The 22,937-nt window shown below is 72.4% G+C and carries 21 protein-coding genes and 2 tRNA genes; 5 read left to right on the top strand and 18 right to left on the bottom strand.

Going from position 1 to position 22,937, the window contains the following annotated elements:
- Nucleotides 1–150 precede the first annotated feature (150 nt).
- From ACIPSC_RS22100 to ACIPSC_RS22085, 4 genes are all read right to left on the bottom strand, one after another.
- Nucleotides 151–597 (bottom strand): hypothetical protein, encoded by a 447-nt coding sequence (locus ACIPSC_RS22100; RefSeq protein WP_400827708.1) that lies wholly within the window; start codon nt 595–597, stop codon nt 151–153.
- Between the two features lie 191 nt (nt 598–788).
- Nucleotides 789–869, bottom strand: a tRNA-Tyr gene (locus ACIPSC_RS22095).
- Between the two features lie 118 nt (nt 870–987).
- Nucleotides 988–1,060 (bottom strand) — tRNA-Gln (locus ACIPSC_RS22090).
- A gap of 870 nt (nt 1,061–1,930) precedes the next feature.
- Nucleotides 1,931–2,506: a hypothetical protein gene (locus ACIPSC_RS22085; RefSeq protein ID WP_400827707.1), complete on the bottom strand. Its 576-nt coding sequence runs from the start codon at nt 2,504–2,506 to the stop codon at nt 1,931–1,933.
- Nucleotides 2,507–2,770: 264 nt separating this feature from the next.
- Here ACIPSC_RS22085 and ACIPSC_RS22080 point away from each other — a divergent pair, with 264 nt between their 5' ends.
- Nucleotides 2,771–3,505, top strand: coding sequence for an alpha/beta hydrolase (locus tag ACIPSC_RS22080; RefSeq protein ID WP_400827706.1), 735 nt, complete (start codon nt 2,771–2,773; stop codon nt 3,503–3,505).
- 280 nt (nt 3,506–3,785) lie between these two features.
- Entirely contained in the window at nt 3,786–4,187 is a 402-nt protein-coding gene (locus ACIPSC_RS22075; protein WP_400827705.1) for a hypothetical protein, read from the top strand.
- Between the two features lie 93 nt (nt 4,188–4,280).
- Here ACIPSC_RS22075 and ACIPSC_RS22070 read toward each other — a convergent pair whose 3' ends face one another.
- Nucleotides 4,281–5,264, bottom strand: a complete 984-nt coding sequence (locus tag ACIPSC_RS22070; protein WP_400827704.1) for an aldo/keto reductase — start codon at nt 5,262–5,264, stop codon at nt 4,281–4,283.
- 134 nt (nt 5,265–5,398) lie between these two features.
- Here ACIPSC_RS22070 and ACIPSC_RS22065 point away from each other — a divergent pair, with 134 nt between their 5' ends.
- Nucleotides 5,399–5,977 (top strand): TetR family transcriptional regulator, encoded by a 579-nt coding sequence (locus ACIPSC_RS22065; RefSeq protein ID WP_400827703.1) that lies wholly within the window; start codon nt 5,399–5,401, stop codon nt 5,975–5,977.
- Between the two features lie 457 nt (nt 5,978–6,434).
- On the opposite strand, the gene ACIPSC_RS22060 is transcribed toward ACIPSC_RS22065, so the two are convergent.
- On the bottom strand, nt 6,435–7,355 hold the full coding sequence (locus ACIPSC_RS22060; RefSeq protein ID WP_400827702.1) for a thermonuclease family protein: 921 nt from the start codon (nt 7,353–7,355) through the stop codon (nt 6,435–6,437).
- Nucleotides 7,356–7,666: 311 nt separating this feature from the next.
- Between ACIPSC_RS22060 and ACIPSC_RS22055 the strand changes: the two genes are divergently transcribed.
- Nucleotides 7,667–8,245 carry a TetR/AcrR family transcriptional regulator gene (locus ACIPSC_RS22055; RefSeq protein ID WP_400827701.1) on the top strand — a complete coding sequence of 193 codons (579 nt, stop codon included), beginning with the start codon at nt 7,667–7,669 and terminating at the stop codon, nt 8,243–8,245.
- A gap of 126 nt (nt 8,246–8,371) precedes the next feature.
- On the opposite strand, the gene ACIPSC_RS22050 is transcribed toward ACIPSC_RS22055, so the two are convergent.
- From ACIPSC_RS22050 to ACIPSC_RS22010, 9 genes are all read right to left on the bottom strand, one after another.
- On the bottom strand, nt 8,372–8,968 hold the full coding sequence (locus ACIPSC_RS22050; RefSeq protein ID WP_400827700.1) for a hypothetical protein: 597 nt from the start codon (nt 8,966–8,968) through the stop codon (nt 8,372–8,374).
- 177 nt (nt 8,969–9,145) lie between these two features.
- Complete coding sequence (locus ACIPSC_RS22045; RefSeq protein ID WP_400827699.1) at nt 9,146–9,496, bottom strand: 5-carboxymethyl-2-hydroxymuconate Delta-isomerase; 351 nt, start codon at nt 9,494–9,496, stop codon at nt 9,146–9,148.
- Nucleotides 9,497–9,690: 194 nt separating this feature from the next.
- On the bottom strand, nt 9,691–10,275 hold the full coding sequence (locus ACIPSC_RS22040; protein WP_400827698.1) for a hypothetical protein: 585 nt from the start codon (nt 10,273–10,275) through the stop codon (nt 9,691–9,693).
- Nucleotides 10,276–10,404: 129 nt separating this feature from the next.
- Nucleotides 10,405–10,641, bottom strand: coding sequence for a hypothetical protein (locus ACIPSC_RS22035; protein ID WP_400827697.1), 237 nt, complete (start codon nt 10,639–10,641; stop codon nt 10,405–10,407).
- A gap of 245 nt (nt 10,642–10,886) precedes the next feature.
- On the bottom strand, nt 10,887–11,909 hold the full coding sequence (locus ACIPSC_RS22030; protein ID WP_400827696.1) for a TolB-like translocation protein: 1,023 nt from the start codon (nt 11,907–11,909) through the stop codon (nt 10,887–10,889).
- 91 nt (nt 11,910–12,000) lie between these two features.
- Nucleotides 12,001–13,266 carry an MFS transporter gene (locus ACIPSC_RS22025; RefSeq protein ID WP_400827695.1) on the bottom strand — a complete coding sequence of 422 codons (1,266 nt, stop codon included), beginning with the start codon at nt 13,264–13,266 and terminating at the stop codon, nt 12,001–12,003.
- 2 nt (nt 13,267–13,268) lie between these two features.
- Complete coding sequence (locus ACIPSC_RS22020; protein WP_400827694.1) at nt 13,269–14,165, bottom strand: alkaline phosphatase family protein; 897 nt, start codon at nt 14,163–14,165, stop codon at nt 13,269–13,271.
- Between the two features lie 167 nt (nt 14,166–14,332).
- Nucleotides 14,333–15,670 (bottom strand): S8 family peptidase, encoded by a 1,338-nt coding sequence (locus ACIPSC_RS22015; protein ID WP_400827693.1) that lies wholly within the window; start codon nt 15,668–15,670, stop codon nt 14,333–14,335.
- A gap of 936 nt (nt 15,671–16,606) precedes the next feature.
- Nucleotides 16,607–17,623, bottom strand: a complete 1,017-nt coding sequence (locus tag ACIPSC_RS22010) for a helix-turn-helix domain-containing protein (RefSeq protein ID WP_400827692.1) — start codon at nt 17,621–17,623, stop codon at nt 16,607–16,609.
- A 342-nt stretch (nt 17,624–17,965) separates the two neighbouring features.
- On the opposite strand from ACIPSC_RS22010, the gene ACIPSC_RS22005 reads away from it, so the two are divergent.
- Nucleotides 17,966–19,297, top strand: a complete 1,332-nt coding sequence (locus tag ACIPSC_RS22005) for an L-serine ammonia-lyase (RefSeq protein WP_400827691.1) — start codon at nt 17,966–17,968, stop codon at nt 19,295–19,297.
- A 57-nt stretch (nt 19,298–19,354) separates the two neighbouring features.
- Here ACIPSC_RS22005 and ACIPSC_RS22000 read toward each other — a convergent pair whose 3' ends face one another.
- From ACIPSC_RS22000 to ACIPSC_RS21990, 3 genes are all read right to left on the bottom strand, one after another.
- Entirely contained in the window at nt 19,355–20,197 is an 843-nt protein-coding gene (locus ACIPSC_RS22000; protein ID WP_400827690.1) for a class I SAM-dependent methyltransferase, read from the bottom strand.
- Nucleotides 20,198–20,359: 162 nt separating this feature from the next.
- Entirely contained in the window at nt 20,360–21,721 is a 1,362-nt protein-coding gene (locus tag ACIPSC_RS21995) for a serine hydrolase domain-containing protein (protein ID WP_400827689.1), read from the bottom strand.
- Nucleotides 21,722–21,997: 276 nt separating this feature from the next.
- On the bottom strand, nt 21,998–22,852 hold the full coding sequence (locus ACIPSC_RS21990) for a helix-turn-helix transcriptional regulator (RefSeq protein ID WP_400827688.1): 855 nt from the start codon (nt 22,850–22,852) through the stop codon (nt 21,998–22,000).
- Nucleotides 22,853–22,937 lie beyond the last annotated feature (85 nt).

Genomic DNA, 22,937 nt, shown 5'->3' with positions numbered 1-22,937 from the left:
CGGGGATACCCTGCAAGATCAACCGCTTGCCAGGCGACTTCGACCGGTCAGAGCAAGGAGACGTGGCCACCGTTGCGTCCCTGGCCCGAACGGGCGTGAGGCCCCTTGTGCGGAGGGAGGGGCACGGACAGCAAGAGATCCGGAACCGCGTCAGGAGGGAGCAGAAGGCCCGGGCCTGGCAGGGCCGTATGACGCCTTGACGTCACGCGGTTCGCCCGGGGTGCTCCCCCGGCCGGGACCGTCCCCCGGTGGGAGGGCGGCGGCGTCGGCAATCGGGAAGGCCGACGTCTGCAGGCAGGTGCGGGCGTTCGCCAGGACTGTGGCGGCGCAGCGCAGGTGGTGGTTGACGGCCGGGATCAGTGCGCCGCGGAAGCGGTCGGCGGTGTGCAGTACGGCGGCGGCCTGCTCCAGCAGGTCGCCGGTGCGGTGAACGACGGGGCCGCGGTCGCTGGCGCGGTACTCCGCGGCGAGGTCCTCCGCTGAGCGGGCGAGCTCACCGACGCCCGGGTCCTCGATCGGTTCGGCGCCGAAGAGTTCCAGGGCGTACGCCAGTTCCGTCAGCCGGGCGCTGCGGCGCCTCTCCCACCACGTGCTCACGCTGCGATCATGCACCACAACACGCCGCGGCGGGTGGGGAACAGGCCAACTTCCCTGCCCGGCTCCGGTGGATGAGGACGTCATCCGCGACCGGCGACGGTGACAACCGTGTCCCGGCAGGGCAGGCCGTCGGGCGGGGGACGCCGAGGGCCGTGGGCCCGGTCCCTGCGGGCGGGGTGGCTTCGGGTCGGTGGGCGAGGGCGGATTCGAACCGCCACAGCCGGAGCGGGGGTTTTACAGACCCTTGGGCTCAACCGATGCCCAGCTCGCCCATGGCGGAGGAGACCGAGGCCGGCGCCGGCCGGCTCCTCCGAGACACTGCTGTTTGCGCGGAGAGCGCGCGAAGCGAACGCGCGCCGGTGCCACGCGGCGAACTCTCCTGGTACTGCGCTGCCGGACGAGGATTCGAACCCCGAACTTCCTGATTCAGAGTCAGGCGTGCTGCCAGTTGCACCATCCGGCACAGCGGGGCGACACGAAAACGGGCCGCCCGCACGGGGACGATTCCACGATTCCCCGGGGCGGCCCGGCCGGTGGCCGGTCAGCGCGCTACGAGGACGTCCCGCTGGTCTGGGAACTTGAGGAGCACTGATACGACTGGACACGGCTGACGACGTTCACGGTCGCGCTCCTTCCTGGTTGCCTGGCGCGATGCGCCCACTGTGCCGCACCACCACGGGCCGGGCAACGGCTTTTACGACCGCCACGAATACGGGCTCCAGCGAGGATCGCGATCGTCCACAGGACGAGACCGCAGCCTCCGCATCAGCCATCGACCGGGAGCGGCTGACCGTCGGCAGCCGGTCCGAGGCGCCCCACCGGCAACTCCCGTCTTCGCCGACAAATGAGATGACTTGTCATCCCGGCGGAGTAGAGTCTGGTCCTGCCCAGGTGCGAAGGCGACGGATACTTCCCTTCTGGTGGACGTGGTCCGGGTTCGAATCCCGGCCGTCAGGACGTGTTCCTGCGGTGGTGTAACGGCAGCACGCGTAACGTTCCCGTCGCCGGCCTCGACCTCTGGTCGCACAACTCAACAGCTTCTGCACCTCCCGGTGCGCAGGAGCACGGCTACTTCTTTGGGTGAATCACGCCGCGCTCCACATCCGATCTCGGGAGGCCACAGCATCCGGGTGCCCGGTGCGCAGGACACGGCTACTTCTCCTTCCATGAGGGAGACGCGGGTTCGAATCCCGCCGCCGACCTCACGGTTGGTGTCGTCCAGCGGCCCAGGACACCTTGTCGCCGTATCCGACCTTTGATCTCGGGCACCCGGCTGCTGAAGCCGGGCGCAACGCCGGCCGGCCCTGGGCGCAGCGTGGTCGGTGCGGGCAACCTACACGGCGTACGCCGGTGTCGGTTCCGAGCCCGGGCAGCAGACGGTGTTCTCATCGGCGATCACGGTGAGGCAGCCTTCGCAGAGCCACACCGTCTCGGGCTCCACGGGCCCGGACGCGGACACCTCGTTGTCACGCACCATCAGCTGCCAGGTGTCCCAGGACTCCTCGCCCTGCGCGTCGATCACGCCGTCGAGTACGTGGTCGAAGGTGAAGTTCTCGAACCCGGGCTTGCCCTGGGCGTGAGCGCCGGGCTTCAGGAAGTGGTCGACCAGGTAGGTCATCCACTCGGGTGAGTCGTAGAACTTCTCGTGCCCGTTCCACTCGATCGCGGCCCCGTCGTCGGTGGGCTCCCACTTGCACCACAGGCCGGGTTGGCCCGCCGGGGGCTTGTCGAACTCGCGGATGTCCGCGTCGCGGCCCTGTCCCGCGTAGCCCGTGCCGTCGACGTAGTAGGGGCCGTTGGCGCGGTCCATGCGCCGGGTGTCGGCGAACTTCCGCAGGTAGGCGATCTCCTGCTCGTTGAGCGGCGGCTCGACGGCGATCCGGCCGGTGAATGTCGTGGTGTAGCCCATGCCGGGGATCGTAGCCACGCCCTCCGACACCGCGGACAGGGCAGCGCCGGCTCGTCCAGGTCCGCCGTCGTGCCACGTCGCCCGCGCAACAACCCGTTTGGCGGGGTGCGGCGGCCGCTGCTACCTTTCCGGAGGCCGTGCAAGAGAACGAGGAGGTGGTACCCGTGAACGCAGTATCGACATGGGTGCTCCCCTCCGGGGTCACGGTCGGACGGTAGACAGGTCGTCCGGGAGCGCCGCTCTGCACTCCCGAAAGGCACGACCATGCAGTTCACTTCCGAGCAGCGTCTCGACGACGACGTCATCGAGCGCGAATTCACCCTCGGCGAGATCCCCGGCATCCTGTGGATGCCCGCGTCCGTGTCCGCACCGGTGCCGCTGATCCTGCTGGGCCACCCTCCCCTCGGGCTGCGCAGGATGTACCCCCGGCTGGTGGCCCGGGCCCGGGCCTCCGCGGCGGCGGGTTTCGCCACGGCCACCATCGAGCTCCCCGGAAGCGGCGACCGGCCCCGTTGGGACGCCGTGGAGCGGGCCCGCGCCGACCTGCGCCGGGCGATGGAGGCCGGCGAGCCGGTCAGCGACGAGATCGTCGACGCCCTCATCCTCCCGCTGGTCGACAAGGCGGTCCCGGAATGGCAGACCGCGCTGGACGCGCTCCTTTCGCTGCCCGGGATCGGCGGCCCGGTCGGGTACTCGGGGGGCGTGATCTCCATCGGCGTCCGGCTGGCGGTGGTCGAGCCGCGCATCAAGGCCGCCGGTCTGTTCGCCGGGAGTTTCGTGCCCCGCGCCATGTTCGAGGAGGCCCGTCGGGTCACCATTCCGCTGCACGTCCTGCTGCAGTGGGACGACGAAGGCAACGACCGGCAGGCGGCCCTGGAGCTGTTCGACGCCTTCGGTTCCGAGGAGAAGACGCTGCACGCCAACATGGGCGGGCACACCGGCGTCCCGCCGTACGCGGGGGACGCCGCGGACCAGTTCTTCACCCGGCACCTGAAGTGAGGCCGGGCCGTCAGGCCCCCAGCAGGCAGTAGGCAGTAGGCGGTGGGCGGAACGGCCGATCCCGGCCCGTCTCGCTCAACCTGGGGCTTCCTGCCCTCCGTGTCCGCCCCTTCGGGGGGACACGGAGGGCGCAGAGAGTCACCTTCTCCTCGCCGACGCTGCGCGCGACGGGGAGACTGTCATGCAGTCAATTGACCGATGCGACATGCGTGACGGCGGCGGAAGAGTGGAGGTGCTTCGCGAGCAGATACGTCGGAACCACACCTTTGGAGTTGTCACCATGAAGACATTGCCGGGCAAGCTGGCGAGGACGGCCGGAGTCCTGGGCCTGTCCGTGGCCGCGCTGACCGCCGTGTCGGCCTCCCCGGCCGCGGCGAGCACGTCCGCCACGGCCGGCTGCACCAAGTACTACAAGTTCGACAACATCCAGGTCCAGGTGGACAACTGCTCGGACGGCTGGGTCTGGATCTACACCGGCGGTGGCACCTACTTCAAGGGCACCGTCCACGTCACGGACGACTTCGGCCACGACCGCGGGGAACTGACGGCGGACCGGGGCAAGGCCAACGCGACCAAGTACTTCCCCCAGGTCGGCACCATCCGCATCTGCGGCACCAAGTACCTCGGCTGGGCTCCCCCCAGGCCGTGGTGGACCGACTGCGCCAACGAGATCCGGGTGTGACCGCCCGGCCGTGACCGATCGTCCGTGATCACGGCGGCGGCCACCGGTCGGGGCACCGGGCCGCGGCGGGGCGGCCTCGGTGCTGCCCGGTCCTCAGCCGTTGAGGGTCTGCATCAGCTCGGGGGCGTAGCGGTCGCCGGAGACGATCCCGTGCGGGGCGACGGCGTCGATGGCGGCGAGGTCGTCCGGGGTGACCGTGACGGTGGAGGCGGCGATGTTCTCCTCCAGGTAGCGGCGGCGCTTGGTGCCGGGGATGGCGACCGCGCCCCGGTGCAGGACCCAGGCGAGGGCCAGCTGGGAGGGCGTGACGTTCTTGGCGGCGGCGATCCGGCGGACCTCGTCGACCACGGCCAGGTTGCGGTTGAAGTTCTCGCCCTGGAAGCGGGGGTCGGTGCGGCGGAAGTCGTCGGCGGCGAAGTCGTCCGGGCTGGTGATCGCGCCGGACAGGAAGCCGCGGCCGAGCGGGGAGTAGGCCACCAGGCCGATCCCGAGCTCGGTCAGGGTGGCCATGACGCCGTCGTGCTCGATGCCGCGCTCGAAGAGCGAGTACTCGGTCTGGACCGCGGTCTGGGGGTGGACGGCGTGGGCGCGGCGGATGGTCTGCGGCGCGACCTCGGACAGGCCGAGGTAACGGACCTTGCCGGCGGCCACGAGCTCGGCCATGGCGCCGACGGTCTCCTCGATCGGCACCGCGGGGTCGACGCGGTGCAGGTAGTAGAGGTCGACGTAGTCGGTGTTCAGGTGGCGCAGGGAGCGGTCCAGGGCGTGGCGGATGTACTCGGGGCGTCCGTTGAGGCCGCCCCACACGCCGTCGTCGGTGAATTCGATCCCGGTCTTGGTGGCGATCACGGCCTGCTCGCGTCGGCCGGTGAGCGCCTTGCCGATGAGCTGCTCGTTGATGAAGGGGCCGTAGCCCTCGGCGGTGTCGAGCAGGGTCACGCCCCGTTCCAGGGCACGGTCGATGGTGGCCAGCGATTCGGCCTCGTCGGTGGTGCCGTAGAAGGCGCTCATCCCCATGCAGCCGAGTCCCTGCGTGGAGACGGTGAGGCCCTGGCTGCCGAGCGTGCGGAGTTCCATCGTGATCTTCCTTGTGTCGCGGTCGTCGCGGTCGTCCCGTCGTCCAGCCGCATGTAACTAACTGGATAGGTCAAGAGTGCGGCAGGTCCTCCGGGAATGTCAATAACCGGATAGTTACTTGCTAGGGTGGCGGCATGGCACGAGACTCCGCCGCGACCAAGGCCCGCCTGCTCGACGCCGCCTTCGCCGAGTTCGCCGCATACGGCATCGCCGGCGCGCGGGTGGACCGCATCGCCGAGGCCGCCAACGCGAACAAGCGACTGATCTACGTCTACTTCGGCAACAAGGAGCAGCTGTTCGACGCCGTGATCGAGCGGGCGCTCACCATGGGCGCGGAGACCGTGCCCTTCGACGCCGAGAACCTCCCCGACTACGCGGGACAGGTCTTCGACCTCCTGGTCGCCCAGCCCGACCTGGCGCGGCTGCTCACCTGGAAGCAGCTGGAGCGCCCCGGCGCCACCGACCTGGAGGCCACCGCCTACCGCGCCAAGAACGCGGCCGTCGTGGCGGCCCAGCAGCAGGGCCGCATCAACGCGGACCTCGACCCGGCCGACCTGCTCGCTCTCGTCCTGGCGCTGACCCAGGCCTGGTTCACCGCCGCGGACGGCATGAGCCGGACCGGCGGAAGCGGCTCATGGCCGGCGCAGCGACTGGCCCGGCACCGCGCCGCCGTCGTCCACGCCGTCCAGCGGGTCACCGCACCACGCGGATAGCGCCGGGAGGAAGCGCAGCACCGCCCTGCACATTCCTGGAGGCGCCGGAAGACCGGGGCTGGGGGGCGTCGTCCGCCGTCACGGGCGGGTGGTCAGCAGGAGGGTGCCGTCCGTGGCGTAGGCGTGGACGGTCGGCTTGGCCGCGGCGAGGCCCGGCACGGGGCATCCGCGTAGTAGGCGGCCCAGCCCGGAGATCCGGGCAGGGTGTACACCTTGGCCGAGACGGTCCGGCCGTCCACCGAAAGGGTGATCCTGGCGGGTCTGCCGGGGCCGCGGTAGATGCCGGTCCAGACGGTGTCCTCGATCGACTCACCGCGAACGGCGTGAGGATCCTGACGGCCCGCTGACGGCTACGGGACGGCCGGCCCGCGGCGGGCCGGCCGTCCGTCCACCCGGACGCCTCGCGCGTCGGACGCCGCAGGACGTCGTCGAACGCTCGGCAGGCGCCGGACGGTGTCTACGGGTTGCGGGTGACGCCCGCCGGAGCGGGGTCGGGGCTGATGATGAAGTCCTCGGGCCAGACGGTGAGTTGGATGTCGTGGCCGACGGCTTCGATGACGTCGTGCAGGTTGCCGTGCTCCCCTCGGTCGAGGAGGAAGATCGGGTCGTCACGGTGCACCGGGTCCTGCCGCAGCCAGGCGTCGAACCCGGTGAGGTCCGGGGCACCGGTCGCGAGGAACGGGACCAGCCGGCGGAACAGCTTGGGCCACATGACCAGCTGCTGCAGCGCGGCGAGATCGGGGACGGTGGCCTTGCCGTTCGGGTCGGCCTTGGAGCGCGGCCACAGCCCCACCTTCGCCGCCCGCGCGGACCGCGAGACGTCCGCGAGGTGGGTGCGCAGCGTGGCGGGCAGGGTGGCGTAGAACGCCGGATAGGCGTTGCCCTCGGTGAGCTGGACCGCGTTGGCCGAGAGGTCGACCCGGGCGTCGTCCAGGAAGACGGGCGTCCCGTCCGGCTCGGTGGGCTCACCCTTGTAGACGAAGCCGATCAGTCGGCCGTTGGCGTCGATGCCGTTGGAGAGCACGTGGCCGCGGATGCTGTCCTGGTCGGCGGACTGGACCTTGTTGGGCTGGTCGTCGAAGAAGACGACGTTGGTGAATCCGAGGAGTTCCAGGAGTCTGTCGCGGCCGGCATTGGCGCCGGCCAGCTCCTGGTGGGTCTCGTTGAAGTGGGTCTCCAGTGCGTCGATGGCCTCCAGCCGCACCGAGATGCCCCGGCCGTTGATCTGCGGCGGGGTGCCGGACGGGCGGGGCAGGCCCTCGACCAGGGCCGGCGAGTCCGGCTTGAACTTGATCGTGTCACCGTCCGGCTCGGGCCCCTGCCGAGGCAGGTCGGGATAGCGGATGACGAACGTGCCGCGTAACAGTGTGTAGCTCACGGTGATCTCCCGTATGCAACGGTGTTTCTCCGATACGTCGGCTTACTTCGACCGTAACTCGCCGGGACGGGGCGCTGAACCCTCTCCCGGCCGTTTCCGGAGGAGGACCGCCCCGGCCCCTGTGTGTGGCGGCGCAGTGCGCCGGGCGCCGCCCTCCGCCGCGAGGTGATCCGCGGACGGCGGCGGCGCGTGCTCTACACTCCGAAGCGGAGGCTCCGCCGCTTTGGAGACCTGCAAGTGGCTCGACCTGCACGCGGGGAGAACCTCCACGTGACGGCGGCCTCGACGGCGGCGAGGAAGGAACCCATCCCGTGAGCACAGGCACCGGGCGACCACTGCGGGCCGACGCACGGCGCAACCGGGAGAAGATCCTCTCCGCCGCCGTACGCGTCTTCGCCGAGGACGGGCTGGAGGCGCACCTCGAACGCATCGCCAAGGAGGCGGGCGTGGGCTCCGGCACCCTCTACCGCAACTTCCCCACCCGGGAGGCGCTGATCGAGGCCGCCTACCGCAACGAACTGAGCCGGCTGTGCGACGCCGCCCCCGACCTCCTGGCGGCCATGCCGCCCCGCGCGGCACTGCGCGCCTGGATGGGGCGCTTCATCGACTACGCCACCGCGAAACTGGGCATGGCCGACGCCCTTCGCGCCGTCGTCGACTCCGGCGTCAACCCCTACGCCCACAGCAGGGAGCTGATGATGACGGCTCTCACCTCGCTCCTGGACGCCGCGACCGCCGCCGGGGCCGTCCGCTCGGACATCAGCGCGGCCGACATGTTCGCCGCCCTCACCGGCGTCGCCCTCGCCTCGGGCAAGCCCGACCAGCGCGAGCAGGCCGAACGCCTCCTCGACCTCCTTCTGGACGGACTCAGGTACGGCACGGCGCACTGACGCCGACCCCGGGCGGCCGGGCCCGCACCGCCGCCCCACCCCACCCCACCCCGCCGAGCACCGCCGGACGCACCGGAGGCACCGCACGGCGTGCGGTGCCTCCGGCGTGGCGAACGGGGCGCGGAATCAGGCGCGGCTGAGGTAGTAGCCGCCGTGGCCGGTGCAGCCGTTCGGCCAGTAGCCGCCCGCGCGCCAGCCCGCCGGGACCGGCGAGTTGGGACAGGTGAGCAGGCCGACCTTGGGGAGCTGGTGGTACCAGGCACCGACCCCGTTGCAGCCGAGGAGCTGATAGCCGGTCACGACGTACCCCGGAACGATCGGGGAGCCGCCACAGGTCCAGATCCCGTCCTTGACGAGGTTGTGCCGCCAGGAGCCGACGCCGTTGCAGCCGAGCTTGGAGTAGTCGGTGGTGACCCACCCCGGGTAGATCGGGGAGCCGCCGCAGCTGTAGAGCCCCTCCGCCTCCGGCTGCTGGTACCACGAGCCCCAGCCGCTGCAGCCGTCCTTGTTGAAGGCGGTGATGGCCCATCCGTCCGGGATGGCGGCGCCGGAGCAGGCCCACTGGCCGACGCGGCCGGCAGGCTGGGCGGCCGCGTTCGACGTGCCGGCCGCGGTGCCCGCGAGGACGAAGGCGGCGAGGAGCGCGAGTGCGCCCACGGTCGCGCCGATGCCGCGGCGGACGACCGCGCCGGCGAGGCGCTTCCAGAGATGACGAGGATGCATGGTCGGTTCACTCCAGTCCTGGCGGCGGGCATGCTCGATGCCCGCTGGGCGGGGGGAAGGCCGAGCGGTAGATCAGGCTTACCTTAGTTCGGAGATCTTGTGGATGTCCGATGGTTTGCCCGTGAAGGACTCAACTTGGCCTGAACACACCCGCCCACGCCCGGGCCACCGCGCGCCCTACCTGCCGGGGTGGTGGACGAAGCGGTAGGTGGCCCGCTCCAGCTCGGTGATCTCAACGCCGATCGCCGCGGGCACGCCGAGGTGCGACTCCAGCAGGGTGAGCACCCGGGCGGTCAGTTCGGCGCGCTGCTCCAGGCTGCGGCCGGCCAGGATCTTGATCTCCACCAGCATCACCGCCTGCCCCGTCGTTCCGTCACCGACCGCGTACTGCAGGGCCGGGCGGAAGACGGTCTTGCAGTCCGCCACGGTGGTGTCGATCACTTCGGTGATCGCCTGGTGCACCTCCTTGACGAAGGCTGCACGGTCGAAGTCGAGCTCGGCCGAGTGGTCGACCAGGATCTGTGGCATCGGAACCTCCCGAGGAAAGGGCCCGCCGAGGCCCGACGGGCGGCGCCCGCGACGCTACCGGACCCTCCCGGCGGCCGGGTCGGCGACCCCGGGCCACCGCGATGCGACATGGCGTCAGGCGCAGCCCGGACAGCACTCCGGCCCCGGCGGAGCACGCCGGGGCCGGGGGCCAAGACCAAAGAAGCCGCGTCCGCTCAGTCGTCGACGGCCGGTCCTCCCGCTGCGCCGCGTGCGGCGTGGTCGACGCGGGGCAGGCCGTTCGGTGTGCGCAGGGTCCAGCCGACGGCGCCGAGCAGCAGCGCGCCCGGGGCGATGCCCGAGATCGACGCGATGGCCGCGGCCGGCGCGTCCGCCCAGGCCAGGGCCAGGCCGGCGGCGCCACAGGAGGTCAGCATCGCGGCCAGTACGTGGACCGACGGCATGCGCCAGACCGCGGCGAGGCCGAAGAAGTGCAGGCCGACCACGACGGTGATCCAGCCGACCGATGCCTTGGGAAGGTGGAGCACGGGGTTCAGGACGACGAGACCGCCGAGACCGACGGCCACCTCGGCGGCCACCACGAGGCGGTAGCCCCGGCCGAAGGTCTCTGCCGTCGCGCCGCCGGTGGCCGCGTCAGCCGGGCGGTCGCGCCGCAGGACGATGAACAGCCGCAGGAAGGCGAGGACGGCGAGGACACGCAGGGGGATGCCGACGGCCGACGGGAGGGCCGCCGCGTTCGTCAGGACGAAGACGAGTCCGAAGATGGCGCCGATGAGCCGGGCGACCTGGTTTCTTTGCACGGCGCAGACTCTCAGCAAAGTGGATCATCACGCAAAGCGGCTACCCGGCGAAGGAGGGACAGGCGCCGCCGGCCCGCCGCCGGTGAAGTGGCGACGGGCCGGTGACGAGGCGTCAGCGCCGGACGGGCGTCAGTGCCACGGGCGGTTGTTGTTCTCGGCGTCCTCGCAGGCCTGGGCTCGCGCCTCGATGGCGTTCGCCTGGGCGAAGTGGCCCTGGCTGCGCAGCCGCTGCGCCTGGTCCCGCATCGCGTTGACGTTGCAGGTGATGGTCCCGGCGGCGGACGCGCTCTGCGCGGGGACGATGGCGAGCAGGGCGCCACCGGTGATGGCGGCGGCCAGAGCGGCAGCCGAAAGGCGTCGAAGCATGGTTCTCCTTCGAAGATGGATGGTACGGGCTCAGCCGAAACTGACTACCCGTCGGCTACTCTAACCCAAGTGATCTTGCGTCAATGACCAAATGGATCATGAAAAGTAAGGCCCAGTCATCCAATTACCTCTGAAAGCAGAGAGATTGTCGTCCCGGCGGACCGTGCCGCGCACGGTGAACCCGGCACCGGGCAGTCCCTCGGGTGCGTCGAGCGGGGACGGGAGCCGCCGCACGGCTCGTCCCGTCACCGCACGACGGCGGGGGCGAGCGCGGCGGCGGCGAGCAGGGTCGGGGTGCCGGTGCCGTCGGCGGGGACGGTCCACAGGTCGCTGCCGTCGTCGCTGGGGAGGGCGTAGGCGAGGGTGTGGTCGTCCAGCCAGAGGGCCTGGTCGTCGATGTTGCGGTCTTCGGCCGTCGCCGTCTCGGCCATGGTCTTCAGGTCGAGGACGTAGAGCCGCCAGGGGGCGTCCTCGGGCAGGCCGGGGACGCGCTTCTTGTAGGCGATGAGGGTGCCGTCGGGCGACAGGGACGGGCATTCGACGTTGTCGTGCAGAGTGGCGAGCGTGTGCTGGACGGCGTCGCCGGCGACCAGGTGGGTCTCGCCGTCGGTGGCGAGGGTGGCGTAGAAGTGCTCGTCGTCGGCGAAGGTGACGCCCCAGATGTTGGAGTCGGCGGCGCGGTAGGGCTTCCCGTCGAGGGTGACGGCGTAGCCTTCCAGGTTCTCCTGCAGGGTCCAGGTGGTGGTGTCCAGGATCGTGGTCCGGGTGGAGAAGTCCGTGCCGGCGTAGGAGTCGCCGCCGACGAAGACCGTCCACGCGACGAGGTGTCCCGAGGGGGACACCCGTGCCCGGGTGGGTATGCCGGCGAGGTCGTAGTGGCGCCGCTCGTGCAGGTCGGCGTCGAGGACGACCGCGCGGTAGGTGTCCTCCAGGACGCCGTGCACGGCCTGGAGGCAGATCCCGGTGCCGGCCGCGGCGTGGAAGCGCAGGCAGGCCGGCGTCGCCACCGTTCGGGTCGCCCCGGGATCGGCGAGCGGGACCGCGGCGAGATGATCACGCCGGGAGCCCCAGGTCATGGAGCGGAACACCAGCTGCGCTCCGTCGGTGTGCGGTCCCAGCGTGACGGCGCCCGCCCTGGCCGGCGGCCCGTCGCCCGCCCGGTCGCCGCCTCGGCCGGTGTCGCCGGCGCGCAGGACGGTCCATGCGCCGGCCGCGACGAGGACGGCAGCTGCGGCGAACAGAACGAGGAGGCGGCGGCCGAAAGTCATACGGGGTCCTCTTCCAGTGGGTACTTCGACGGACGGACAGGCAGGCAGGTGGACAGGCAGGCGCAACGGCCGGGCACCGGTGGCGGGGCGGTCAGCCGCTGCCCGGCCCCGGGTCACCGGTGAGCCGGCCCAGCAGGCGGGCGGCGACCGCGACGGCGGCGGCGAGGGTGACGCTCATGACGGCCAGGGCGGCGGTGTCGCCCCAGCGGCTCCAGAGCGCGCCGACCGCGAGCGAGCAGGCGAAGCGTCCGGCGGCCTGGCCGGTGCCGACGAGCGCGAGGCCGGCGCCGCGCCGTTGCTCGGGCACGGCGCCCGCCGCGGCGGCGGCGAGGACGCCGTCGGTCGCGGCGTAGAAGAGCCCGTGCAGGGCGAGGACCGCGGCGGCGAGGACCGCACCGCCGCCGGGCCGTGCGAGCAGCAGGCCGTAGCCGGTCAGCAGGGCCGCATGGCCCAGCACGAACATGCGTCGGCGCCCGGTCCGGTCGGCGAGCGCGCCCAGCGGGACGGCGAGCAGCAGGTAGACGGCGGCGGTGCCCAGCGGCAGCAGCGGGAACCAGCCCGCGGAGAGGGCGAGCCGCCGCTGCAGCAGCAGATAGACGAAGGAGTCGCTGACCGTGGCGAGCCCGAGCAGGGCGGCGCACGCGGTGGTCCGGCGCAGGGCCGGCAGGCGCAGCAGCTCACGAAGGCGCAGCCGCGCCGCGGGGTCGGGCATGGTGCGCAGGCTGCGGCCGGGGACGAGGAGGACCAGGACGAGCACGCCGAGTGCCGCGACGTAGGAGCTGACGGTGAAGACGGCGTGGTAGCCGCCGGGGGCGGCGCGCAGGATGAGGAAGGCGAGCAGGGGTCCGGCCAGCGCGCCGAGGGTGTCCATCGCCCGGTGCACGCCGAAGGCGCGGGCGCGCCGTTCGGGTGGGGTGGCGAGGGAGATCATGGCGTCGCGGGGGGCGGTCCGCAGCCCCTTGCCGACCCGGTCGACGGCGAGGACGAGGCCGATCAGCGGTGTGGTGCGGACCATGAGGAGTGCGGGCCGGCAGAGCGCGGAGAGGCCGTAGCCGGCGGTGGCGACGGCCTTGTGGCGTCCGCCGCCGCGGTCGCCGAGGAAGCCGCCGAGCAGCCGCAGGACGGCGGAGGCGCCGTTGAAGACGCCGTCCAGCACGCCGAAGCCGAGCGGGGAGACGCCGAGCGCGGTGACGAGGTAGAGCGGCAGGACGGCGGTGACCATCTCGGAGGAGACGTCGGTGATCAGGCTGACCGTGCCGAGGGCGAGGACGGTGGGGGCGATCCGCGCGGACCGCCCCGGCCCGGGGGCCGGGGCGGCGGCGGACGCCGCGGGACGTCGGCTGTCCGCGAGGTACACGGTCAGTTCCAGACGCCGGCGATGTCGGTGGCACCGGCCGCCTTGCCGGCGTGCGTGGTGAGCCCGGCGAGGTCCTCCAGGGTGCGGAGCATGTCGTAGTGGTTGTACTTGGCGGTCGGCGCGGAGCCGGCCTTGACGGGCTGCCCGTACAGCACGGTGGGGATCTGGTTGCCGCTGTGCTTGTCGTCCTCGTCGTAGGTGATGACGAGCAGGCTGTTGTGGGTCTTGGCCCAGGCGGCGTACGCGTCGAGCTTGTTCTTGATCCAGCTGTCGCCGGTGCCCACGGAGCAGTCGTGCATGTCGCTGCAGAGGTTGGGGACGACGAAGGAGACCTTGGGGAGCTTGGTGAAGTCGGTGGGGAACTGGTCGAAGGTGTGACCGCTGTTGGCCGGCACGTTCTTGAACGCGAACCAGGGGTTGTGCTTCTGGGCGTACTTGCCGCTCTTGCAGGTGGTGGAGCCCTCGCTGGGCAGTGACTCGTTGTAGCTCCCCCAGGTCTTGCCGGCCGCGATCAGCTCGGAGGCCAGGTTGGGGGCGGACATGGAGCCGGGGTGGTAGCAGTCGTCGCCCGTGATGCCCTGGGTGCTGCCGGAGAAGACGGCGAAGTAGTTCGGCTGGCTGGGGTGGGTGATGCCGTAGGAGGCCTTGAGGACGGCGCCGCCCTTGGCGAGCGAGTTCAGGTACGGCGCGTCCTTGCTGCCGATGATCTGCTTGTAGGCGTGGTTCTCCATCATGACCACGACGACGTGGTCCGGCTTCGGCACGGCCACCGCGGCCGAGGCGGAGCCGATGCCCACCACGGCGGTGGCGGCACCCGCCACCAGGGCCGTCGGCAGGGCGACGGCGAGCAGGATCTTCTTCTGGGAACGGCGGTGACGGCCGGGGGTACCGGTGGACATGCTGTCTCCTGTGTCGGGGTGTGTGGAACGGTGGTCCGGTGGTGGTCCGGCACCTGGGCGGCGGTACGCTGCCGCCGGTCCGGACGGGGCTCGACGGCCGGCTGGGGCACCTCGGGTGCGGGCCGGCGCGGGGCTGGTCGGGGGGGCTCGGCCCCGGGGGCCGGCGGTCACCTGGTGGGGTGGTCGCCCAGGCCCGCGACGTAGAGGAGCCGGTTGGGGGTGTTCGTCCCGGCTCTGCCGATCCTGCCGGTGGTGGCGGCCTTGATCAGTGCGTCCTGGACCTGGGCGGGAGTGGCCGTGGGGTGGGCCGACAGGTAGAGGGCGGCGGCGCCGGTGACGTGCGGCGCGGCCATCGAGGTGCCGGTCAGCCGGTGGCTGTCCTGGTCACCGCTGTTCCAGGCCGAGGTGATGCCGGTACCGGGGGCGAACAGGTCGGTGCACGCACCCCAGTTGGAGTCCGAGCGGCGCTGGTCGTCGGTGGTGGAGTTGTTCACCACGACGGCCTCGGTGATGTCGCCGGGCGAGTTCCTGCACGCGTCGGCGCCGCTGTTGCCCGAGGAGACCACCCACGTGACGCCGGAGGCGATGGAGTTGCGGATCGCCTTGTCCTCCGCGGCGCTGACGCCGCCGTTGATGCTCATGTTGACCACGGCCGGCTTGACCGCGTGCTTGGTGATCCAGTCGGCGGCCGAGACGATGGCGGACGTGGGGATGGAGTCGTTGCACGGGGTGACGCGGACGGAGACCAGCTTCACGCCCCTGGCCACCCCGTAGTCCTTGCCGCCGATGGTGCCGGCGACGTGGGTGCCGTGGCCGATGCAGTCGGCGCCGTTGCGACCGTCACCGACCAGGTCCACCCCGATGCCCGCCCGTCCCTGGAACTGACTGTGCGTGGTGCGCAGTCCGCTGTCGACCACGTAGACCGTGACGTTGGAGGCGGTGTTCGGCGCGGTGTAGCTGTTGTCCAGCGGCAGGTTCCGCTGGTCGATGCGGTCCAGGCCCCAGCTGGCCACCGACGCCGCCTGGGCGGCCTGCGGCGCCGAGCCCGAGTGCTGGACGCCGTCCTGTTCCACGGACTCGACCGCCGGATCCGCCGCCACCGCCTTCGCCTCGGCCGGTGTCATCTCGGCGGCGTAGCCGTGCAGCGCCGTGTCGTAGACCGTCCGGACGGAGCCGCCGTGGGCCTTCGCCAGCCGGTCCGCGATGGACGCCACCGACGTCTGCCCGGCCTGTACGCCTTCGGCGGCTCCCTGCGCGGTCGGCGGGGCGGCCCCCTGCGCGGCATCGGCATCCGGGGGCGGCACCGCGCCGTCCTTGAGCACCACCAGGTAGCGGCCGGCTATGGGCTCCGCGGCCGGCTGCGCCTGGCCGGTGGCGTGCAGGGCGGCGTTCGCCGGGCTGATCACCACCGCGGCCGCCACGGCGGCTACGGCGGTGGCCGCGACGACCACGGCCGTCGGCCTCGCCCTGCGGGCATGACGGTGGCGTGCGTTGTGCTGGGACAAGGATGACCTCCTGGGAGGGTGCGGCTGGGCTTCGCCGCCTCGGATTCACGACAGTGGTCGCGTGGCGTTGCCGGTGGAGGGCTCCGGTCGTCGTCCGCGCGGATCGGCGACGGCGGGTTCGTCCGGCTCGTGGCACGCGGGACGGACGGTCGGCGCGGTGGTGCCGCTGAGTGGTGACGGCGGGGCGCGTCGGCCTCGGCGGGCACAGGACGCCGCCCGGCCGTGGCGGCCGGGTCGCCACGGCCGGTGAGTCGTCGCGACCCGGTTCACCGCGCGGGGATCGCGCGGACGGTGGCCGCGGCGCTCGTGGACTCTCCGCTCCCGTCGCTCGTGACCGCTCGCACGGCAGGGAACTTCACCCGACGGGAAACGTCATCCGGCTGGCAGTCGGCTGGACGGTTCGCGGTTCGCAGGGGTTCACCGCTCCCGGCGCGGTCCACGGAGCCCGAGCGTAACGGCCTTGATCTGCACGAGATGTGTCAGACCGTCAGCCCAGAGGGTTGTTCGGGGAGCTCGAAGCCCTTCTCGCAGTGGCCGCCCTTGAAGTCGGTGTCGCGGTTTCCCGTGCCGGTGACGGGCGGTGGAGGCCGGGGCGCCGGCCGGGACCCGGCGCGGCACCGCAGAGGACGAATGCCGGCTCCGAGGACCAACTTCCCAACATGAACATCTCCTGGTGTGGGGGGCAGGGAGATCGGGCGTCGCGGGCGGGCCGGTCACCCCGGTCCGTCCGTGGTCGTGATCGGTCCCGGGGGGACCGGGCCCTCCCGTCGGGCGAATTCCGCTCCGGCGGTGAGCCCGGTGCACCAGAGATACCGTCAGAGATGCCGCGGGAGGAGCGACTTGGCGCCATTGGCGCGCTTTGGCCACAAAGGTCGGACACGGTCGGATGCGAGTCGTGTCGGGGCCCGCGCTCGCGGGGGACCGCCCGCCGCCCGGTCAGATCCAGCCGTTGCGTGCCGCGTGCAGCGCCATCTGGAAGCGGGTGACCGATCCGGCACGGGAGTTGAGCTGCTCCAGGTGGCGGGAGAGGGTGCGGCGGCTGACGCCCAGCAGCTCGGCGATGGTGTCGTCGGTGACCCCGGTGGCCAGCAGCTCGACGATGCGCCGGTGGATCGGAGTGAGTGCCGATGGCACGCGCCCGCTCAGGTGCATCGGCAGCGCCGTCCGCCAGGACGCCTCGAACAACCCCGTGAGCGCGGACAACAGGCTCGACGGGCGGACCAGGAGCAGCGAGTCGTTGACCTCGGCCTCGACGAACGACATCGACACGATCGCCAGTCTGCCGTCGAAGATGGTGAGCTTCACGGGGACGGTGGGCAGGATCCGGGCCTGCTCCCCGGCGGCGATGCAGGGTTTGATGTTGACGGCGTAGTACGCGGCGTTCTGGACGGCCGACCGGGAGTACACGACCCGGTACTCCACCCCCTGCTGGAGCTTCTCGATCTGGATCGGGTTGGCCGTCCCGTGCGTGTGATACGGCGGCGAGTCGAAGCGCAGGACCTCGCTCTCGGCCGCCGCCTCGATGGTCTCGATGCGCTCGACGATGGAGGCACCGGTGACGACCTCGACCAGGTTCTCGGTCGGTTGGGGGCTGACGGTGCGCCGGTACCCGCTGTAGGCGTTGACGGCGGCCTGCTGGGCCTCACGGAGCTCGGCGGCGCGGCTGTGCGCCAGGAACTCCAGCGCGATGGTGGGCTCCACCGGCACGTGCCGGCCACCTCCGGCCTCCGAGACGGTGACCAGGCCCAGTCTGCGCAGCTGCGCGAGGTCCTCCTCCCGTGCCGGCTCCCCGTCCGGGCCGCCGCACCCGGGGGCCTCCCGGTCGAGCCCCGGGTTCCCGGCCGACGGTTCGCCGTCGTCGGAGCGGACGGCGAGCAGCGCTGTGTAGGTCTGCGCCTCACGGCGCGTCAGCCCCAGGCGACACAGGTGCGTCGGCAGGTCCTCGTCGGTCATCGGCGTTCCTCCCGGTGAGGGGCGGGCCGGCTCGGGCGTGCGCCGGAAGCGGCACGGCCGCTCCAGCCCCGTCGCTGCCGGCTGCGTGCGGTGTGCCGGGCATCGTGGCACGTACCCGCCGGTAGGTGGCGGGCCGGACCGCCCCGGAACCAAGATCCACACCAGGCCCGACGAAGATCCACACCACCCGGGGCCGGCCTCGCACCGGCGCGGCACCCGACGGGCGTCCCGTGTTCTCGACCGGGTGCCCGTCCACGCCACTGGCGGTCCGTCGCCACCGCACGGGTCCGGTCGGCGGTAGACCGATAGCCCCAACCCCGGCCGCTCCCCTGGAGTCCTCCCTTGATCAGCGTGTTCGACCTGTTCCGCGTCGGCATCGGCCCGTCCAGCTCCCACACGGTGGCACCGATGCGCGCCGCCCATCAGTTCGTCCGGGAACTCGACCTGGCGGGCGTGCTGGCCGAGGTCGCGACCATCGACGTCGAGCTGTACGGTTCACTGGCCGCCACCGGTGTCGGCCACGGCACCGACAAGGCCGTCCTGCTCGGACTCGCCGGCGAGCGGCCGGAGACGGTGGACATCGCCACCGCCGACGAGCGCTTCCGCCTGATCACGGCCGAGCGCCGGGTCCGGCTGCCCGGCATGCAGGCCGTCGGATTCGATCTGGTCCTCCATCACCGCTTCCTGCCGGACGCCCACCCCAATGCCCTGACCTTCACGGCACTGGACCGGGAGGACGTCGTCCTGGGCAGGCGGACCTTCTACTCCGTCGGCGGCGGCTTCCTGCTCCACGAGGCCCGCGACGCCCCACACGAGGTGCCCCATCCCTTCACCGACGCGAAGCAGCTCGTCGACCTGGCCGGGAACGGGCGGATCAGCGACCTGATGCTGGCCAACGAGAGCGTCCGGCGACCCGAGGGCGAGGTCCGCGCCCGGCTTCTGCAGCTGTGGGAGGTCATGCGCGACTGCGTCGACCGCGGCTGCCGAACCGGCGGCACACTGCCGGGCGGCCTGGACGTGCCCCGCCGCGCCCCGGCACTCCTGCGCCGGCTCCGGCAGCAAGGCGGTCCCGGGGATCCGCTGCACGCCATGGACTGGGTCGCGCTCTACGCGCTCGCGGTCAACGAGGAGAACGCCGCCGGCGGCCGGGTCGTCACGGCACCCACCAACGGCGCCGCGGGCGTCCTGCCCGCCGTCCTGCACTACTACCACCGGTTCGTCCCCGGCGCCGACGACGACGGCACCGTGCGCTTCCTGCTCACCGCCGCCGCCGTCGGCATCATCGTCAAGCGCAACGCCTCCGTCTCCGGCGCCGAGGTCGGCTGCCAGGGAGAGGTCGGCACCGCCGCCGCCATGGCCGCCGCCGGTCTGACCGAACTCCTGGGCGGCACCCCCGGCCAGGTGGAGAACGCCGCGGAGATCGCCCTGGAACACCACCTCGGCCTGACCTGCGACCCCGTCGCCGGCCTCGTCCAGATCCCCTGCATCGAACGCAACGCCATCGGCAGCCTCAAGGCCATCGCCGCGGCCCGCCTCGCCCTCAACGGCGACGGACGGCACCTCGTCCCCCTCGACGCCGTCATCCGCACCATGCGCGACACCGGAGCCGACATGAGCACCAAGTACAAGGAGACCGCGCTCGGCGGCCTCGCCGTCAACTTCCCGCAGTGCTGAGCAGGTTGCCCGCACCGACTCGGTCACGCACCGACCCGCCGGCGGGACCTCCCGCGGCTATGCCGCCGGGCGGTGGGCGGTGACCAGGAGGTACTCCCAGTCCATGGCGCCGCCGTCGAGGTGCCGGGCGGCCAGGTCGTCGAGGGCCGCGTCGAGGGCGGCCACCCGCTCGGGGTCCTCGGCGATGAAGCGGTAGGTGGCGATGGTCGGCCCGTAGGAGGTCTTGAAGTACTCCCGGAACTCCTCCGGCCGCCCGAACCGGTCGACGCGCACCGACCGCCGACGGGGGTCGAAGTCGGTGACACGGTCACCGAGCAGGGACCGCACGTGCTCCGGGTCGCCCCACAGGGGCGCCGGCCGGGCGCCGGGCGGCGGCGGAGGGGCATAGGGCCGCATCGCCGCGAACATCTGCCCGATGTACCCCTCCGGGGTCCAGTTGACCAGGCCGATGGTGCCGCCCGGGCGGCAGACCCGGACCAGTTCGTCGGCCGCCTGCTGGTGGTGCGGGGCGAACATGACGCCGACGCAGGACATCACCGTGTCGAACTCGCTGTCCGCGAACGGCAGGGCCTCCGCGTCCGCCTCCCGCCACTCCAGCCGGGCGCCGCGCGCCTCGGCCGAGCGGCGTCCGACCTCCAGGAGCTCCGGGGTGAGGTCGGAGGCGACGACCTCGGCTCCGAGCAGGGCGGCGGGGACGGCCGCGTTCCCGGAGCCCGCCGCGACGTCCAGGACGCGCTCGCCCTCCCGCACGCCGCACGCCCGCACCAGCTCGATCCCCAGCTCGGGGATGAGCTGGGACGCCACGGCGGGGTAGTCGCCCAGCGCCCACATCGCGCGGTGCTTCGCCTTCAGGGCGTGATCGGCACGACCCGCTTCACCCGCTTCGCTCGCCTCGGTCATGGCACGTCCCTCCGTTTCCCTGTCGTCACGGTCGGTCGTCGCACTCGGTCATCGTGGTCATCGGACTGCGGGTCGCACCCACGCCGGGCCCGACACGAGCGGATGAACACGGCCACCACGAAATCGTCACCCTGACAGGGAGGTCCCACCACCCGGCGGGGGTCAGCGGGTGGCCGGGCCGGCCTCGACGCGGAGGTCCGGGCCGGTGCGGGGAAGCGTCCTCGGGGCCGGGACCGGGGCCGGGGCCGGGAGCGGGACGGGGGCCGCTGCGGCGCCGGTGCCCGCGCCCGTCCCCTGGTCGCACAGCGTCTTGGCCACGAGCGAGCCGATCGCCGCCCCGCCCGCCGAGCCGTCCTTGCCCACGTACGGGTTGTGCGACAGCGCGAACTGCCGCCGCCCGTCCCGGCTGCCGAGCAGCAGGGTGCTCCAGCCGGGCAGGCCGCCGTCGTGGCCCCAGGCCGCCTCGCAGCCCGGTCCCAGGTCGATCCGGAGCACGCCGAGCCCGTACCGCGCACCCTCCGTCGTGGTCGCCACCGTGTCCGTCAGTGCGGCCATCTCGGCGGGACGCAGCAGCTTCCCGCCGAACAGCGCGGCGTGGAAGCGGTCGAGGTCGGAGGTGGTGGAGATGCCGTTGCCGGCCGCGTCCACAACGGTCGGGTCGAGCCGGGTGATGTCGGCCGGCCCCGCCGGCATGTCGAGGTAGGCGTGGGCGTGCGGGCCGCCGAGGCCGGTCCCGGAGCCCGGGAACACGGTGTCGTCCAGGTGCAGGGGCCGCACGATCCGGCGCTCGACCTCGCGCTGCCAGGTGCGCCCGGTGACCTTCTGGACGATCATCCCGGCGAGGACGTAGTTGGTGTTGGAGTAGTGCCAGCCCTGCCCGGGCGCGAAGTACGGCGTGTGCTGGGCGGAGACCGCGGCCAGCTGCTGCGGGCTGTAGTCCCGGTACCGCCACCCCCCGTAGGCGAAGTCCTGCAGGTCGGCCTCGCTCCTGATCAGGAACCGCTCGTCCTCGGTGAAGTTGAACAGGCCGCTGGTGTGGTTCAGCAACTGCCGGACGGTGATCGCGGCGCCGTTCGGGACGACCCCCGGCAGGTGCCGCTCCACCGGGTCGTCCAGCCGCAGCCGCCCCTCCCCCACCAGCTGGAGGACGACCGTCGCCACGAAGCTCTTGGTCACGCTGCCGATCCGGAACCGGCCGTCCGCCCGGGCCGGCTGCCCGGTGGCCAGGTCGGCGGTCCCGGCGGCGCCCCGCCACGGGGGGCGGCCGGCGAAGCGGATCTCCGCGAGCGCGGCGGTCGCCCCGCCGTGCTCGACGAGGTCCCGCAGCTCCTGCTGTCCGTCGACACGGGGCCGGCGCTCCTCCCCGGAGCCGGCTGTGGGCGCCGCCGGATCGCCCGCCCCTCCCGCCGCCACCGCCGCGGTCGGGGCGAGCGGGACGACGATGGCGCCGGCCAGGGCGACCGCGGCGAGCCGCGCCCCCAGCCGGCCGCGCCGGTGCGATGTCCGAGCCTGAACGATGGTCATAGTGCCCGCCCCTTCTGCCCGTTGCGGCCCGGTCCCCCGGGCCGTCCGCACCACGATCGCAGCTGCCGCACCCCTGCGCATCGCCCTGCGGGGGTCATCGGCCCTGAGCCGGGAGGGCCGGGCCGCCCGGCCGCGCGTAGGAAGTCGGAGGGGCCGACTTCCTGTGTCGCGTTCAGGCGGGAGGGAGTTGGGGGCCCCTGCGTCCAGCCGCCATCACGCCCGGGAACGATGCATCAAATCATCTGCAAATAACTTGAGTTGACTCGGAAGACGCTGCTAGCCCCGGGGCGGGACGGCGGCGTTCACCGTGGGGGACGCGGCGCCGCTGTCCGTGTCCAGGCCCGCGAGGAGGCGCAGTCCGTCCTCGGCCGGGCTGCCGGGGGCCGCGGACAGCACGCTCAGCTCCATGCCCGATTCGTCCGGCAGGGCGAAGTTCTCGTGGTGCAGTTCCAGCAGTCCGACCAGCGGGTGCCGGTACGCCTTGCGGCCGTGGGTGCGGGCGCGCACGTCGGCGCGGGCCCAGAGGCGGCGGAAGCGTTCGCTGCCCATGGCCAGTTCGCCGATGAGCGAGGCCAGGCGGGGGTCCTCGGGGTACTTGCCGGCGGCCAGGCGCAGGTGCCCGACCACGTCGAGGGTGCAGTTGTCCCAGTCCGCGTAGAGGCCGTGCTCGGTCTCCTCCAGGAAGAGGTGCCGGGCGATGTTCAGGCCCGGCATCGGCCGGCCGAAGAGGAGCCCGGCGAGGCGGTTGCCGGCGAGCACGTCCAGGCGGGGGTCCATGATCATCGCGGGTGCGCCGGCGACCAGGTCGAGGATCCGCAGCAGCTCCGGCCGGATCCTCCCGCCCGGCGCCTTCGCCCGGCGGCGGGGCTGCCGGGCGAGCCGGGCGAGGTGTCCGCGTTCGGTCTCGTCGAGGCCGAGGACGCGGGCGAGCGCGTCGAGGACCTGCTCGGAGGGCTGCGTCGCGCGGCCCTGCTCCAGGCGCACGTAGTAGTCGACGCTGACCCCGGACAGGTGTGCGACCTCTTCGCGGCGCAGCCCGGCGACCCGGCGGCGGCTGTCGGTGGGGATTCCGGCGGCTGCCGGGTCGACTCGGGAACGCCGGGTGCGCAGGAAGCCCGCAAGATCGTCCATGCTCTCCAGTCTGACTTCCGGTACGGCTTCGCCGGAACCGGTGAAGGTGGCCCTGCCAGTACCAGGAAGTCCGGTCCGACGGAAG

It is taken from the genome of Kitasatospora sp. NPDC090091, assembly GCF_044747365.1.
Taxonomy (GTDB): Bacteria; Actinomycetota; Actinomycetes; order Streptomycetales; family Streptomycetaceae; genus Kitasatospora.
Note: the sequence above shows the minus strand (reverse complement) of the source record. Positions and strands in the feature narration are given on the sequence as shown.